At 70.6% G+C, this 14957-nt stretch carries 15 protein-coding genes and 1 pseudogene; 8 read left to right on the plus strand and 8 right to left on the minus strand.

Annotation, left to right across the window (positions count from 1 at the left end; genetic code table 11):
- Positions 1-86: 86 nt before the first annotated feature.
- From S1361_RS33615 to S1361_RS33625, 3 genes are read right to left on the minus strand one after another with little or no spacing between them, the layout of a single operon-like run.
- On the minus strand, positions 87-974 hold the full coding sequence (locus S1361_RS33615) for a carbohydrate ABC transporter permease (RefSeq protein WP_208035636.1): 888 nt from the start codon (positions 972-974) through the stop codon (positions 87-89).
- Complete coding sequence (locus S1361_RS33620; protein WP_208035637.1) at positions 971-1951, minus strand: carbohydrate ABC transporter permease; 981 nt, start codon at positions 1949-1951, stop codon at positions 971-973. Before S1361_RS33620 ends, S1361_RS33615 begins: the two co-directional genes overlap by 4 nt.
- A gap of 8 nt (positions 1952-1959) precedes the next feature.
- Positions 1960-3273 carry an ABC transporter substrate-binding protein gene (locus S1361_RS33625; protein WP_208035638.1) on the minus strand — a complete coding sequence of 438 codons (1314 nt, stop codon included), beginning with the start codon at positions 3271-3273 and terminating at the stop codon, positions 1960-1962.
- Between the two features lie 614 nt (positions 3274-3887).
- On the opposite strand from S1361_RS33625, the gene S1361_RS33630 reads away from it, so the two are divergent.
- The 5 genes from S1361_RS33630 to S1361_RS33650 all read left to right on the plus strand — a co-directional run bounded on the left by S1361_RS33630 (position 3888) and on the right by S1361_RS33650 (position 8167).
- Positions 3888-4907, plus strand: a complete 1020-nt coding sequence (locus tag S1361_RS33630; protein WP_208035639.1) for a sugar ABC transporter substrate-binding protein — start codon at positions 3888-3890, stop codon at positions 4905-4907.
- Positions 4907-5983, plus strand: coding sequence for an ABC transporter permease (locus S1361_RS33635; protein ID WP_208035640.1), 1077 nt, complete (start codon positions 4907-4909; stop codon positions 5981-5983). The genes S1361_RS33630 and S1361_RS33635 overlap by 1 nt, the downstream gene beginning before the upstream one ends.
- 4 nt (positions 5984-5987) lie before the next feature.
- Positions 5988-6893, plus strand: a complete 906-nt coding sequence (locus tag S1361_RS33640; RefSeq protein ID WP_208035641.1) for an ATP-binding cassette domain-containing protein — start codon at positions 5988-5990, stop codon at positions 6891-6893.
- Positions 6894-6895: 2 nt separating this feature from the next.
- Positions 6896-7804, plus strand: a complete 909-nt coding sequence (locus S1361_RS33645; protein ID WP_208035642.1) for a sugar phosphate isomerase/epimerase family protein — start codon at positions 6896-6898, stop codon at positions 7802-7804.
- Positions 7805-7972: 168 nt separating this feature from the next.
- The gene (locus tag S1361_RS33650) at positions 7973-8167 is read left to right on the plus strand and encodes a hypothetical protein (RefSeq protein WP_208035643.1); all 195 of its coding nucleotides are present in this window, start codon (positions 7973-7975) and stop codon (positions 8165-8167) included.
- Positions 8168-8219: 52 nt separating this feature from the next.
- Here S1361_RS33650 and S1361_RS33655 read toward each other — a convergent pair whose 3' ends face one another.
- Positions 8220-9224, minus strand: a complete 1005-nt coding sequence (locus S1361_RS33655) for a Gfo/Idh/MocA family protein (RefSeq protein ID WP_208035644.1) — start codon at positions 9222-9224, stop codon at positions 8220-8222.
- Positions 9225-9259: 35 nt separating this feature from the next.
- Positions 9260-9670 (minus strand): annotated as a pseudogene (locus tag S1361_RS33660) (SDR family oxidoreductase); the annotation flags it as partial.
- A 260-nt stretch (positions 9671-9930) separates the two neighbouring features.
- Here S1361_RS33660 and S1361_RS33665 point away from each other — a divergent pair.
- A complete protein-coding gene (locus S1361_RS33665) occupies positions 9931-10953 on the plus strand; it encodes a LacI family DNA-binding transcriptional regulator (RefSeq protein ID WP_208035645.1) in 1023 nt (340 codons plus the stop codon).
- Here S1361_RS33665 and S1361_RS33670 read toward each other — a convergent pair.
- The gene (locus S1361_RS33670) at positions 10943-12094 is read right to left on the minus strand and encodes a Gfo/Idh/MocA family protein (RefSeq protein ID WP_208035646.1); all 1152 of its coding nucleotides are present in this window, start codon (positions 12092-12094) and stop codon (positions 10943-10945) included. The genes S1361_RS33665 and S1361_RS33670 overlap by 11 nt on opposite strands.
- 114 nt (positions 12095-12208) lie before the next feature.
- Here S1361_RS33670 and S1361_RS33675 point away from each other — a divergent pair, with 114 nt between their 5' ends.
- Positions 12209-13216 carry a LacI family DNA-binding transcriptional regulator gene (locus S1361_RS33675; protein WP_208035647.1) on the plus strand — a complete coding sequence of 336 codons (1008 nt, stop codon included), beginning with the start codon at positions 12209-12211 and terminating at the stop codon, positions 13214-13216.
- Here the strand turns inward: S1361_RS33675 and S1361_RS33680 are convergent.
- On the minus strand, positions 13206-13550 hold the full coding sequence (locus S1361_RS33680) for a cupin domain-containing protein (protein ID WP_208035648.1): 345 nt from the start codon (positions 13548-13550) through the stop codon (positions 13206-13208). The two genes, S1361_RS33675 and S1361_RS33680, sit on opposite strands and share 11 nt — an antisense overlap.
- A gap of 128 nt (positions 13551-13678) precedes the next feature.
- On the opposite strand from S1361_RS33680, the gene S1361_RS33685 reads away from it, so the two are divergent.
- Positions 13679-14194: a hypothetical protein gene (locus S1361_RS33685; protein ID WP_208035649.1), complete on the plus strand. Its 516-nt coding sequence runs from the start codon at positions 13679-13681 to the stop codon at positions 14192-14194.
- A 92-nt stretch (positions 14195-14286) separates the two neighbouring features.
- Here S1361_RS33685 and S1361_RS33690 read toward each other — a convergent pair whose 3' ends face one another.
- Positions 14287-14865 (minus strand): TetR/AcrR family transcriptional regulator, encoded by a 579-nt coding sequence (locus S1361_RS33690; protein ID WP_208035650.1) that lies wholly within the window; start codon positions 14863-14865, stop codon positions 14287-14289.
- Positions 14866-14957: the final 92 nt, after the last annotated feature.

Raw genomic sequence — 14957 nt, forward strand, 5'->3', positions numbered from 1 at the left:
CTGCTCGGGGTTGTAGTCGCCGCCGTACGCGATACCGGGGACGGACAGGGTGCGCTTCACGTGGTTCTGTTTCGGGTGCGGGCGCCTCAGCCCTTGCTGGAGCCCAGGGTCAGGCCGCTGACGAACTGGCGCTGGAGCACGAAGTACACGACCAGGGTGGGGATCGCGGTCAGCAGGGAGCCGGCGGCGACCAGGTTGGGGTCGGTGAAGTACTGCCCGGAGAGGTTGTTCAGCGCCGAGGTGATCGGCATGTTCTCACCGGTGGAGATCAGCACCAGTGCCCAGAAGAAGTCGTTGTAGATCCAGATGGACAGCAGGGTCGCCAGGGCGGCCATCGCCGGCTTGCACAGCGGCAGCGTGATCTGCCAGTACAGCCGCCACACCGAGGCGCCGTCGACCAGCGCGGCCTCGGTCAGCTCGTGCGGCAGCGAGCGCATGTAGTTGCTCAGCACGAAGGCGCAGAAGCCGGACTGGAAGGCCACGTGGATCAGGACCAGGCCCAGTGCGGAGTCGTACAGCTTGCCGCTCGCGGTGATGCCCGGCAGGTCCGTGAGCAGGTACAGCCGGTACAGCGGGGTGATGATGACCTGCTGCGGCAGCAGGTTGCCGGCCGTGAACACCAGCAGCAGCGCGAGGTTGACCCGGAAGTCGAACCGGCTGACGTAGAACGCGACGCAGGAGGACAGGAACAGCGTCAGCAGCACCGCCGGCACCGCGATGAGCAGCGTGTTGCCGAAGTAGTGCATCATGTCCGACTGTTCGAACGCGTTGGTGAAGTTGTCCAGGCTCAGCTTGTCGGGCCAGGACACATAGCCCTTGGCGCTGGTCTCGCTGTAGGGGCGCAGCGCCGAGAAGACCGCCCACAGCAGCGGGGCGAGCCAGGCCAGCGCGGTGCCCGCGAGGAAGACGTGCAGCAGGACGCGGGCGGGGCGGACCGGGGCGCGTCGCTTCAGCGGGAGAGTGGTGCCGCTCATGCGCGCCGCTCCTTCCGGAAGGTGGCGATCAGATAGGGGATGATGACGGCGAGGGAGATCACCAGCAGGACGACGGCGATGGCGGAGCCGTAACCGATGCGGCTGGACTCGCCGATGATGTTGTTGGTGACCAGGATCGACAGCAACTCGGTGCCCTGGGCGCCCTTGTTGAAGACGAAGACCAGGTCGAAGGCGCGCAGTGCCTCGATGATGGTGACGACGAGGACGACCGTGTTGGTCGGGCGCAGGGTCGGGAAGATGACGTTCCTGAACGTCTGCCACTCGCCCGCGCCGTCCAGCGCGGACGCCTCCCTGAGCGACGGGTCGACGCTCTTCAGACCGGCCAGGTACAGGATCATCATGTAGCCGGTGTGCCGCCAGGACGCGGCGATCAGGACGGCCCACAGGTTGAGGTGCGGGTCGCCGATCCAGTCGATGTAGTGTCCGGGCTCGTTGGCGCCGATGATGCTGTTGATCAGGCCCGTGTCCGGGTTGTAGACCAGCTGCCAGACGAAGCCGATACAGGCCATCGAGATGACGACCGGCAGGAAGAACGCGGTCTGGTAGACCCGGGTGAAGCGGATCTTCTTGTCCAGCTGCACGGCCAGGAACAGGCCGAACGGCGTCGGGATCAGGATCAGTACGACGAACCAGACCACGTTGTGCTGGACGGCCGGCCAGAACTGCGGGTTGTCGGTGAACAGCTGCGTGAAGTTGTCCAGGCCGACCCACTTGATCGAGTCGAAGCCGATGCCGTCCCAGGTGGTGAAGGCGAGGAGGATCGAGGCGAGGGCGGTGACCCAGACGAGGATCACGTGCAGGACGGTCGGCACGCCCGCCATCAGGGCGAGCGTGAACCGGTCACGGCGGGTCAGCAGGCGCCGGTGGCCCCGCACGACCCGCTTCTTCTCGGGCGCGGGCCCCGGGGCCGGCACCGCGGCCGGCTCCGGGGTCTTCGTCGTCGTGTCGGTGGTCATCGGGCCGCTCACGAGGAAGCGAAGATCGTCTTCTTCTGGCGCTCGACGGACGACAGCAGGCCGTCCACGCCCTTCGGGTTCTGCAGGAACTTCTGCAGGCCGGGCTGCATCACCGTGGACGTGAAGTCGGGCCGGGAGTCGCGGTCCATGAACTGGGTGAGGCTCTTGGCGCCGGAGATCATCTCGAAGGCCTTCTTCTGCAGCGCCGAGTACGCGGAGGTGGAAGCCTTGTCGGAGGCGGCCACCACGCTCGGGTCGCCCTTCAGGTAGACCTCCTCGGCCTGCGGGGTGCCGAGGAACTCGAGCAGCTTCACCACGCCGGCGTGGTTCTTCGGCGACTTGCTGACCATGAAGCCGTCGGTGGGCGCCTCGACGGTGTCCTGGCCGTACGCGGGGTTGATCTCCGGGAAGGGGAAGAAGTCGAGGTCGTCCAGGTCGGCCTTGTCGGTGAACTGCTGGGCCACGAAGGACCCGAGGAGGTACATGCCGGCCTTCTTCGCCACCAGCGTCTGCGCGGCGTCCTGCCAGGTACGGCCCATGAAGCCGTCCTGGTGGTAGGGGAGCAGCTCGGCCCAGTGGTCGAAGACGGCCTTGACCTTCGCGTCGGTCCAGGAGGCCTTGCCGGCCATCAGCTGGACGTGGAAGTCGTAGCCGTTGAGACGGAAGTTGATCTGGTCGAAGGTGCCCATCGCCGGCCAGGCGTCCTTGTCGCCGAAGGCGATCGGGACCAGGCCGTCCTTCTTCATCTGCTTGCACAGGGCGACCAGCTGGTCCCAGGTGGTGGGGACTTCGTAGCCGTGCTGCCGGAAGACGCTCCTGCGGTAGAAGACCGCCCAGGGATACGTGGTCAGCGGCACGAAGTAGTACTTGCCGTCCGCGCCCTTGCTGAGCTTCTTCATCGCCTCGGGGAAGTTGCCCCCGATCTTCTCCCACACGTCGTCGATCGGGGAGGCCAGGCCCTTGGCCGCGAAGAACTGCATGCGGTAGCCGGCGAACCAGTTGAACACGTCGTCCGGGGTGCCCTGCAGATAGGAGTTGATCTGCTCCTGGAAGGTGTTGTGGTCCTTGGTGTTCACATCGACCTTGATGCCGGACCGCCTGGTGAAGGCCGTGTAGATGTCACCGTAGGCCTTCTTCGGCACGGCGTCGGACTGGTTGGAGCCGACGGTGACGGTCTTCGGGTCCGAACCGGAAGCACTGCCTCCGCAGGCGGACAGCAGGGGTATGCCGGCTCCGGCGACCAGGGCGGCACCGCCCGCTCCGCGGAGCAGGGAACGGCGGCTGGGACCGGGGAGGGGCAGGCCGGAGGGGGAGAGGCGCATGGCGGCTCCTGAGGAATGCAGGGTTCGGCCAAGGGGATGAGTTGATCACCGAAAGGTCTTCGAAACCGCTCAGAAACCAACTCGACCGAACATCGTGGGCGTAATAACAGTCCCAGGTCCGCTCATGCGTCAATAGCTCCGGTCGCGACGGGGGGTCTCTTGCCCGAAACGTAATCGTCACCGTCACCTGCGCCGTTGGTGATGGACGGCCGGGCGGCCCCCGTGTCCCGGGGCGGCCGGGAGGGGGTGTGGGAAAGAGGTGAATCCGCCCCAGGCGGGAGGGGTGGTTCCGCTTCAGGTTCTGACCAGGGGCGGGAAGTCGGAGGCGTGCCGGGATGCCCGGTGGGCATGGCTGCCGTGCTCCGCCGGCCGGCCCGCGGGCGATCACCCGGTGCCGTTCGCCGCGGGGTGCGGTGTACTGGGCTCGTGCCTCCCGGGCGTGCATCCCGCGCCGGGAGGTGCCGCACTGTGGGGCTGTTTGTACTTACATTCGGACCTGCTTGTGAAATGATGTCTTAACAAAGTATTGACAGCGGGCTCGCCAGAGGCTTGTATCCCGTCCCAACGCATCCGCGTCCCTTGCCCCGTCGCACGCACAGTGAGGTGCAGGAAAGATGGACCGCTCTTCTCGCCCCCGCTCCCGCAGACTGGCCCCCGTCGTGGCCATGGCCGCTGCGGCAGCCCTCACCCTCGCCGGCTGTTCCAGCAGTTCCGGCGGCAAGAAGGCCGAGGAGGAAGCGGCGAACGCCTCCGCGGGCAAGGCCGACACCCCCCGCATGACCGTCGCGCTGGTCACCCACCAGGCGCCCGGCGACACCTTCTGGGACACCGTCCGCAAGGGCGCCGAGGCAGCCGCGGCCAAGGACAACATCAAGCTCGTCTACTCCGCCGACCCCAACGCGGGCAACCAGGCCAACTACGTGCAGAACGCGATCGACCAGAAGGTCGACGGCATCGCGGTCACCCTGGCCAAGCCCGACGCGATGAAGGGTGTGATCGGCAAGGCGCAGCAGGCCGGCATACCGGTGGTCGGCCTCAACTCGGGGCTGAGCGACTGGAAGAAGCTCGGCCTGCTGGAGTTCTTCGGCCAGGACGAGAGCGTGGCGGGCGAGGCGTTCGGCAAGAAGCTGAACACCACCGGCGCCAAGAAGATCGTCTGCGTGATCCAGGAACAGGGCAACGTGGGCCTCACCCAGCGCTGCGACGGCGTGAAGAAGACGTTCCAGGGCACCACTGAGACCCTGTACGTGAACGGCACCGACATGCCGTCCGTGAAGTCGACCATCACGGCCAAGCTGAAGCAGGACAAGTCCGTCGACACCGTCGTCACCCTCGGCGCCCCCTTCGCGCTGACCGCGGTGCAGTCGGCGGGCGACGCCGGCAGCAAGGCCAAGGTGGCCACGTTCGACCTCAACAAGGAACTGGTCAAGGCGGTGCAGAACGGCACCATCGAGTTCGCCGTCGACCAGCAGCCCTACCTCCAGGGTTACCTGGCGGTCGACTCGCTGTGGCTCTACAAGAACAACGGCAACTACAGCGGCGGCGGTGAGCAGCCGGTGCTCACCGGACCGGCCTTCGTCGACAAGTCCAACGTCGACAAGGTCGCCGAGTTCGCCGCGAAGGGCACCCGGTGATGAGCATGACCCAGCAGGCTGAGCCGGCGGTCGGCGGGCCGCCGGCGTCCGGCCCGAAGCAGACCGACGGCCGCACCGCCCGCCGCCCACTGGCACTCAGGCTGCTGGCCCGGCCCGAGGTGGGCGTCTTCCTCGGCGCCGTGGCCGTCCTGGTCTTCTTCCTGATCACGGCGCCGCCGGTGCGCGACGGCAGCTCGATGGCGAACATCCTGTACCAGTCCTCGACCATCGGCATCATGGCCCTCCCGGTGGCCCTGCTGATGATCGGCGGCGAGTTCGACCTCTCCTCCGGCGTCGCCGTCATCTCCTCGGCGCTCACCGCGAGCATGCTCAGCTACCAGCTGACCGTGAACGTGTGGACCGGCGTCATCGTCGCCCTGGTCGTGTCCCTCGGGATCGGCGCCTTCAACGGCTGGATGGTGGTGAGGACCGGACTGCCCAGCTTCCTGGTCACCCTCGGCACCTTCCTGATCCTCCAGGGCGCCAACCTCGCCGTGACCAAGATGGTCACCGGCAACGTCGCCACCGACGACATCAGCGACATGGACGGCTTCGGCCAGGCCAAGAAGATCTTCGCCTCCACCTTCGACGTGGCCGGGGTCCAGGTGAAGATCACCGTCATCTGGTGGCTGGTCTTCGCGGCCCTCGCCACCTGGGTGCTGCTGCGCACCAGGTACGGCAACTGGATCTTCGCCGTGGGCGGCAACAAGGACAGTGCCCGCGCGGTCGGCGTCCCGGTGACGTTCACCAAGATCACCCTGTTCATGCTGGTCGGCTTCGGCGCCTGGTTCGTCGGCATGCACAACCTGTTCTCGTTCAACACCGTGCAGTCCGGCGAGGGCGTCGGCCAGGAGCTGATCTACATCGCCGCGGCCGTCATCGGCGGCTGTCTCCTCACCGGCGGCTACGGATCCGCGATCGGTCCGGTCTTCGGCGCGTTCATGTTCGGCATGGTGCAGCAGGGCATCGTCTACGCCGGCTGGAACCCCGACTGGTTCAAGGCCTTCCTCGGCGTGATGCTGCTCGGCGCCGTCCTGATCAATCTGTGGGTCCAGCGCACGGCGACCCGGAGGTGAAGCGATGACCGACGACAAGACCCACGGCACCGTTCTGCAGGACACGCCACCCCCCGCCGACGGCCTCCTCGTCGAACTGCGCGGCGCGGGCAAGTCCTACGGCAACATCCGCGCCCTGCACGGCGTAGACCTGAAGGTCCACGCCGGCCGGGTCACCTGCGTGCTCGGCGACAACGGCGCCGGCAAGTCCACCCTGATCAAGATCATCTCGGGGCTGCACCAGCACACCGAGGGCGAGTTCCTCGTGGACGGCACCCCGGTGCGCTTCTCCACCCCGCGCGAGGCCCTGGACCGGGGCATCGCCACCGTCTACCAGGACCTGGCCACCGTCCCGCTGATGCCGGTGTGGCGGAACTTCTTCCTCGGCTCCGAGATGACCAAGGGCCCCTGGCCACTGCGCCGTCTGGACATCCCCCGGATGAAGGAGACCGCGGACCGGGAACTGCGCAACATGGGCATCGTCCTGGACGACCTGGAACAGCCCATCGGTACCCTCTCCGGCGGCCAGCGCCAGTGCGTGGCCATCGCCCGCGCCGTCTACTTCGGCGCCCGCGTCCTCATCCTGGACGAGCCGACGGCCGCCCTCGGCGTCAAGCAGTCCGGCGTGGTGCTGAAGTACATCGCCGCCGCCCGTGACCGCGGCCTCGGCGTCATCTTCATCACCCACAACCCCCACCACGCCTACATGGTCGGCGACCACTTCAGCGTCCTGCGCCTCGGCACCCTCGAACTGAGCGCCGACCGCAGCGAGGTCGGCCTCGAAGAGCTGACCAACCACATGGCCGGCGGCACCGAACTCGCCGCGCTCAAGCACGAGCTGGCCCAGGTGCGGGGCGTCGACGTGGAGGAACTGCCCGAGGAGGGCGACCTCAGCGCACCCGTGGCCACCTCCCCGGAAGGAACCACCTGACCATGGCGCATCCCACACCGCTCGACCGCATCCGGGTCGGCTCGGCCCCGGACTCCTGGGGCGTCTGGTTCCCCGACGATCCGCAGCAGGTGCCCTGGGAACGGTTCCTCGACGAGGTCGCCGAGGCCGGCTACGACTGGATCGAACTGGGCCCCTACGGCTACCTGCCCACCGACCCGGCACGGCTCACCGACGAGGTGGCCAAGCGGAACCTCAAGGTCTCGGCGGGCACGGTCTTCACCGGCCTGCACCGCGGCCCCGCCGTCTGGGAGGAGACCTGGGCGCACGTCGGCCAGGTCGCCGCGCTCACCCAGGCGATGGGCGCCCGGCACCTGGTGGTCATCCCCTCCTTCTGGCGGGACGACAAGACCGCAGAGATCCTGGAGCCGCCCGAGCTGACCGCCGAGCAGTGGGCGCACCTGGCGAAGGGCATGGAACGGCTCGGCCACGAGGTCAAGGAGACCTACGGCCTCGACATCGTCGTCCACCCGCACGCCGACACCCACATCGACACCGAGGAACACGTCGAGCGCTTCCTGGACTCGACCGACGGCGAGCTGGTCAACCTCTGCCTGGACACCGGGCACTACGCCTACTGCGGCGGGGACAGCGTCAAGCTGATCGAGACCTACGGCGAGCGCATCGGGTACCTGCACCTCAAGCAGGTCGACCCGGACATCCTCGCCGAGGTCGTCGCGGGCGGGGTGCCGTTCGGGCCGGCCGTGCAGCGCGGGGTGATGTGCGAACCGCCGTCCGGGGTCCCGGAGCTGGGGCCGGTGCTGCAGGCGGCGCAGCGGCTGGGCGTGGAGCTGTTCGCGATCGTCGAGCAGGACATGTACCCGTGCGAGCCGGACAAGCCGCTGCCGATCGCCGTACGCACCCGGCGCTTCCTGCGGTCCTGCGGGGCCTGAGGGGCTGCCGGGCCGGGCCGTCCTGCCGAACCGGGCCGCGGTGCTCATGACCGCGGCCCGGTTCCTGCGCTGTCCCGAGGGATTCGGTCCCCGGGTGGCCGGGAACCAACGGGTGCACGCGGTCGTCCCACTGACAACGGGGAACGCCCGCGCGGACGGGAGGACGAGATGACACACCGTACGGAAGCTCGCACCACGCCCCAGGACCCGGCCGAGGCCGCGGCCCTGCGCCGCGACCGCTTCGGCTCGCTGCCTGAGCGGATACGTCCGCAGGACACGGTGGAGACCAGGCCGGCGACCGTGCCGGACCCGGCGCGGGACGCCTACAACCCCGACGAGTGGCTGATCCGGTACTGCGGCTGAGGCGGAACGGACGAGGCGGCGCCCGGCGGATGCCCGGCGCCGCCCCTGGGGCTCAGCCCTGCCGCACCTCGGCCGGCGTCACCGGCCGGTGCTCGTGCAGGGACAGCGTGCAGGCCTCGGCGATCCAGCCGGACTCCAGGGCGTCCTCGACGGTGCACGGGGAGGGCCGGGTGCCCGCCACGACCTCGGTGAACGCCGTCAGTTCGGCGCGGTAGGCGTCGGTGAAGCGGTCCATGAAGAAGTCGTGCGGGGTGCCGGACGGGAAGCCAACGCCGGGCTCGACCGAGCGCAGCGGCAGCTTGTCGTCCAAGCCGACGGCGATGGAGTCGGCGAAGCCGTGGAGCTCCATGCGCACGTCGTAACCACGCTTGTTGTGCCGGGAGTTGGACACCACCGCGATGGTGCCGTCGTCCAGGGTCAGGATCGCGCCGGTGGTGTCGGCGTCGCCCGCCGCCCTGATGTAGTCGGCGCCCCGGTTGCCGCCCACCGCGTACACCTCCGTGACCTCACGGCCCGTCACCCAGCGGATGATGTCGAAGTCGTGCACGGCACAGTCGCGGAAGATGCCGCCGGACGCGGCGACGTAGGCGGCCGGGGGCGGCGCCGGGTCCAGGGTCGTGGACCGGACGGTGTGCAGCTTGCCCAGCTCACCGGCCTGTACGGCGGCCCGCGCGGCGACGAAGCCCGCGTCGAAGCGCCGGTTGTAGCCGATCTGGATCGGCACGTCGCTGCCCTGCACCGCCTTGAGGACCTCGACGCCCTCGCTCATCGTCCGGGCGACGGGCTTCTCGCAGAAGACCGGGACACCGGCCTCGACACCGGCCAGGATCAGGGCGGGGTGGGCGTCGGTGGCCGCCGCGACGACGAGGCCGTCCACGCCGGCCGCCAGCAGGGCCTCGGGCGAGTCCGCGACCTCGGCACCGAACCGCTCGGCGGCGGCCTTGGCCGCGTCCGCGAACGGGTCGGTGACGACGAGCGACTCGACGGCGTCGAGGCCGGAGAGGGTCTCGGCGTGGAAGGCGCCGATGCGGCCGAGGCCGAGGATTCCGATACGCATGGTGCTCCTAGAGTGCGGAAGGGCTGCGAGGAAGGTCAGTCGAGTCCGCCTTCCAGAACGTTCTGGTCCCAGTCGATCACCGACCCGGTGACCACGCCGGACCGCTCGGACAGCAGGAACACCACGAAGTCGGCGATCTCGTCCGGTCGGCCGAGCCTGCCCATCGGCGGCCGGGCCGCGGCCTGCTCCCGCCAGTCGTGCCCGGCGCCGTGGAAGGAGCGCTGGGTGACGTCCTCGCCCTCCGTCGCGGTCCAGCCGATGTCCAGGCCGTTGATCCGGATGCGGTCCCAGCGGTGGGCGTGCGCCGCGATGGGGTCCCCCCGCGCGAGTTCCGTTCGAGCGTGGGCGAGGGTCAGGCCCACCAGGGCCGCCTTGGCGGCGACGTAGCGACCGCCGCCCATAGCGAAGAACGGCCCCTTGAGGTCGACCGCGAACAGCTCCGGCGTGTGCGGGTAGCCGGCCGGATCCGTGGTCCGCTCGACGACGGCGCGGAACGCGCCGAGGTCGCAGTCCTGCTCGGTCAGCCAGGCGCGGCCTGGCACGGTGGCGACGGACATCGGTGTCCCTCTTTCGGTCACGGGAACGGCCACCGCTCACGGGAACGGGCTTCCGGTCCCGGAGGCGGCGCGGCCCTGTCATTCTTGTCAGTACAAACCCCTCGAACAACAAGCACAGAGCCATCAAAAACCCCTCAAGGAGCCGGTTCATGGGCCACCCGTTCCCGATCCGGGAGATCGCACGTCAGGCCGGTCTGAGCGAGGCCACCGTCGACCGCGTGCTGAACGGCAGGGGAGGGGTGCGGGAGAGCACCGCGCGGGAGGTGCACCGGGCCATCGCCGACCTCGACCGGCAGCGCACCCAGGTCCGGCTGGTCGGCCGTACCTTCATGGTCGACATCGTGGCGCAGGCGCCCGAACGTTTCACCACCGCCGTACGCGCGGCCCTGGAGGCCGAACTGCCCGCGCTGCACCCGGCCGTCGTCCGCTCCCGCTTCCACTTCCGCGAGACCGGACCGGTCCGGGAACTGGTCGGCACCCTGGACCGGATCGCCCGGCGCGGCTCGCAGGGCGTGATCCTCAAGGCCCCGGACGTCCCCGAGGTCACCGCGGCGGTCGGCCGGCTCGCCGCCGCAGGCGTCCCGGTCGTCACCCTCGTCACCGACCTGCCCACGAGCGGCCGCGTCGGCTACGTCGGCATCGACAACCGGGCGGCCGGCGCGACCGCCGCCTACCTGATGGGCCAGTGGCTCGGCGACCGGCCCGGCAACGTCCTCACCAGCCTCAGCAGCGGCTTCTTCCGCAACGAGGAGGAGCGCGAGATGGGGTTCCGCAGCGTGATGCGGGCCCGGCAGCCGCAGCGCGCGCTGGTGGAGATCACCGAGGGGCAGGGCCTGGACGCCACCCAGTACGACCTGGTCCGCGCCGCCCTGGACCGCGACCCGGAGATCCGGGCGGTGTACTCCATCGGCGGCGGCAACGACGCCACCCTGCGGGCCTTCGCCGACCTCGGCCGCGACTGCGCGGTGTTCGTCGCCCACGACCTGGACCACGACAACACCCGCCTGCTGCGTGAGCACCGCCTGTCCGCCGTGCTCCACCACGACCTGCGGCACGATCTGCGCGAGGCCTGCCACGAGGTGATGCGCTTCCACGGGGCCCTGCCGCCCGCCGGGCCGGTGCTGCCGTCGGCGATCCAGGTGGTCACCCCGTACAACATGCCTACGGGCTGACCCACCGGCCGCTCCGCGCCGACTCCGCCATGGCGTCCAGCACGGTCGCGCTGTGCACCGCGTCCGCGAGGGTGGTGCCGTACGGCGTGCCCTCGGCGATGGAGCGGACGAAGCGGCAGGCCTCGATCACCTTCAGGTCGTCGTAGCCCATCGCGTTGGCCGCGCCCGGCTGGAAGGCGGCGAACTCGCCGGCGCCCGGGCCGACGTACACCGTGCTCACCGGTTGGTCCTGGTACGTCGTACCGCGGCTCACCTTCAGCTCGTTCATCCGGCGGAAGTCCCAGAACACCGCGCCACGGGTCCCGTGCACCTCGAAGCCGTAGGCGTTCTGTTCGCCGACCGAGACCCGGCAGGCCTCCAGGACCCCACGCGCACCGGAGGCGAAGCGCAGCAGGCAGCCGACGTAGTCCTCGTTCTCGACCGGGCCCGGCTCGCCGCCGGCGGCCAGGGCGTGGCCGGCCGTCGCGCCGCTCGGACGGGCCCGCTGCGGCACGAAGACCGCCGTGTCGGCGGTGAGCGCGGCGATGTCGCCGAGCAGGAAGCGGGCCAGGTCGACGCCGTGCGAGGCTAGGTCGCCGAGCACCCCGCTGCCGCCGCGCTCGCGCTCGTAACGCCAGGTCAGGGCGCCGTCCGGGTGGGCCGCGTAGTCGCTGAAGAGGCGGATGCGGACATGCGTGACCGTGCCGAGCTCGCCGTTGACGATCAGCTCGCGGGCGGCCTCCACGGCGGGCGCGTTGCGGTAGTTGAAGCCCACCGTGCCCTGCACGCCGGACCTGGTGACCGCGTCGGCGACCGCGCGGGCGTCCTCGGCGGTCAGGCCCACCGGCTTCTCGATCCACAGGTGCTTGCCGGCCTCGGCCATCGCCACGCCGATCTCCCGGTGCAGGAAGTTCGGCGCGGTGACGCTCACCGCCTGCACGCGCGGGTCGGCCGCCACCTCCCGCCAGTCGCGGGTCGCCGAGGCGAACCCGAACCGCTCGGCGGCCTCCTCGGCCCGCCCCGGCACCTCCTCGGCGACGGTGACGAGCCGGGGCCGCAGCGGCAGCCGGGGGTAGTGGTGCGGGAGCCGGGCGTACGCCTGGCTGTGCACCCGGCCCATCCAGCCGAACCCGACGACGGCGACACCGAGCGCGTCCGCCATGACAGCCCCTCTCTCTTGGACCGGTCCATCCTCGGTCCAGGCCACCTTTGTTCTGACATGCCCTGGGTGTCAACCCTTTGACAGCGCGGCACGCCACATGGAACGGTCCATCCCATGAGACCGCCGACGATCCGTGACGTGGCCGAACGGGCCGGTGTGTCGAAGTCCCTGGTCTCGCTGGTGCTGCGCGGCTCCGGCCCGGTGCGCCCGGAGAAACGGGAGGCGGTCCTGCGGGCCGTGCGCGAGCTGGGCTACCGGCCGAACGCGGCGGCCCGCAGCCTCAGCGAACAGCGCACCCGCACCGTCGGCGTCCTCCTGGACGACCTGCGCAACCCCTGGTTCGTGGACCTGCTCGACGGGCTCAACCCCCCGCTGCACGCGGCCGGCCTGCGCATGCTCCTCGCCGACGCGCGCCTCAACCGGCGCATCGGCCACGACCTGGCGGAACCCTTTCTGGACCTGGGCGCCGACGGCCTGGTGGTGGTCGGCACGGTCCCGGACGCGGGCGGCCTCGGGGCGCTCGCGCGGCGGATGCCGGTCGTCGTGGCGGGCGCGCGCGAGGCGCAGCCGCCAGGCGTGGACGTCGTCGCCGGTGACGACGAGCAGGGCGCCCGGCTCGCCACCGAGCACCTGCTCGGACTCGGCCACCGCCGGATCGCGCACCTCGCGGGCCACGGCGCCGTCGGCGTGCTGCGCAGGCGGGGCTTCGAGGCGGCGATGCGGGCGCACGGCGCCGAGCCGCTGGTCGAACCCGGTGACCTGACCGAGGAGGGCGGCTACCGGGGGACCGTACGCCTGCTCAGCCGCCCCGAACCGCCCTCGGCGCTGTTCGCCGTCAACGACATGGCCGCGGTGGGCGCCCTGTCGGCGGCCGGGGAACTGGGCCTGCGGGTGCCCCACGACCTGTCGGTGGCCGGGTACGACAACACCAGCGTCTCCCGGCTGCGGCACCTGTGGCTGACCACCGTCGACACCTCCCCGCACGAGGTGGGCCGGCGCGCCGCCCGCTGTCTGCTGGACCGCTTCGCCCGGCCGGAGCGCGAGGGGCGGGTGCACCTGGCCGTGCCGACGCTGGAGGTCCGGGGTACGACGGGGCCGCCCGCGGCCGGCCTCACAGGCTGATCGCGTACGCCTTGCGCAGTGTCTCGTGCACCGTCCAGGTCGTACGGTCGCCCGCGCGGAGCACCGCCATGTCGCCGGGCCCCACCGTCAGCGTCGGCCCGTCCGCCACCTCGATCGTCGCCGACCCGCTGATCACCACGAACAGCTCGTCCGCCTCCGTGTCGGTGACCACGCCCGGGGTGATCTGCCAGATCCCGCGGATCTGCCGGCCGTCCGCCGACTCCCAGACCACCTTCCCGGTGACCTCCGGGTTCCCGGAGACGATCTGCTCCGGGTCCAGGGGCTCGGGTCGGAGGTCGGCGTCGGGGATGTGGAGCGCGAAACTGGGCGTCATGCGGCCGACCCTAGTCGGCGCGCGGGCGGTGCCGCCGTCGACAGGGTGTGCGGCATCGGGCCTGGTCGCAGGACACTTCGTCGGGTCCCGCGGTGGCGGGGGCGCCCGGCGTGCGTGATCGTGGGGTCATGGCTGACTCCACGGCGGTCGGCACGGCACCGTCCCGGCACCAGGGCACGCGCGAGGTCGTCCTCTTCGGCGGGGTGTACGGCGCGGTCCTCGCCAGCTCGATGGTGGCGGCGCTCACCCAGTACGGGCACACCTCCGCCGAGGTCCGCGGCTACGACGCCGCGTGGGTGCTGGTGACCGCGTTCGCGTCCGCCCTCGCCCACGGCTACGCCCACTACATCGCCGAGCGCGTCCCGCGCCGCCGCTGGGACATCGTGCTCGCCCTGCGCAACGAGTGGCCGCTGGTCACGGCCGTGCTGCCCACGGTCTTCCTGCTGGCGGGCGCGCGCTGGGGGTGGTGGCCCGCGAAAGGGGTGGAGTACGTCGCGTTCGCCCTCAACATCGTGATCCTGTTCGTCCTCGGCCTCGTCACCGCCCGGTGGACGGCCCGCACCTGGCCGATGGCCGTCCTGGTCGGGCTGGGGGACGCGCTGCTGGGCCTGATCGTGGTGGTGGCGAACGCGCTCATCAAGTAGCCGGTTCGGGGGGGCCGGCGCAGTCGTCGGGCGGGTCCGCCGGGTCTGGCGCGACCCCCGGGAGGGCTCGTGGGGTCTGCCGGCGGGAGGGGTCAGCGGGTGGTGCGGACGCCGTCCAGGGCGATGGCCAGGACCCGGTCGCGCTGGGCGTCGTTCTCGAAGACCGTCGCCGTGATCCCGGCGACCATCCGCACCAGATCGCCGAACTCCATGTCCGCGCGCGCGACGCCGGCCTGCTGCGCCCGCTCCAGCAGCGGGCCGCCGGCCGCGTACATGGAGTCGCGGCAGGACTGGAAGATGTCCGACTCGCCGTCGAGGGCCTCGCGGACGGCGCGCTTGGTGACCATGTACCCGGCGAACCGGTCCAGCCATGCCGTCAGCGCCTCCCACGGCTCCCGGTCGCCGAGTTCGACGGCCGCCCGGCACAGGGCGTTGACCTCGTCGGCGTAGACGCTCTCGAACAGGTCGCGGCGGGTCGGGAAGTTCCGGTACAGCGTGCCGATGCCGACCCCGGCGCGGCGGGCGATGTCCTCCAGCGAGGCGTCCGCCCCGTGCTCGGCGAAGGCCTCGCGGGCCGCGGTGAGCAGGGCGTCGTAGTTGCGGGCGGCGTCCTTACGGTGCGGCCGGCGGGCCGCCACGATCTCGCTGACGGGGAACGGCGTGGCCGTCACTGCTGCCTCCCGGGAAGGGCATCGATTGAAGCGGAGGGTCACCTCCGCTACAGTGGAGGGGTACCTCCACTTTAACAGTGCGGGGTCGGCTC

The sequence above is a fragment of the Streptomyces cyanogenus genome (assembly GCF_017526105.1).
Classification (GTDB): domain Bacteria; phylum Actinomycetota; class Actinomycetes; order Streptomycetales; family Streptomycetaceae; genus Streptomyces; species Streptomyces cyanogenus.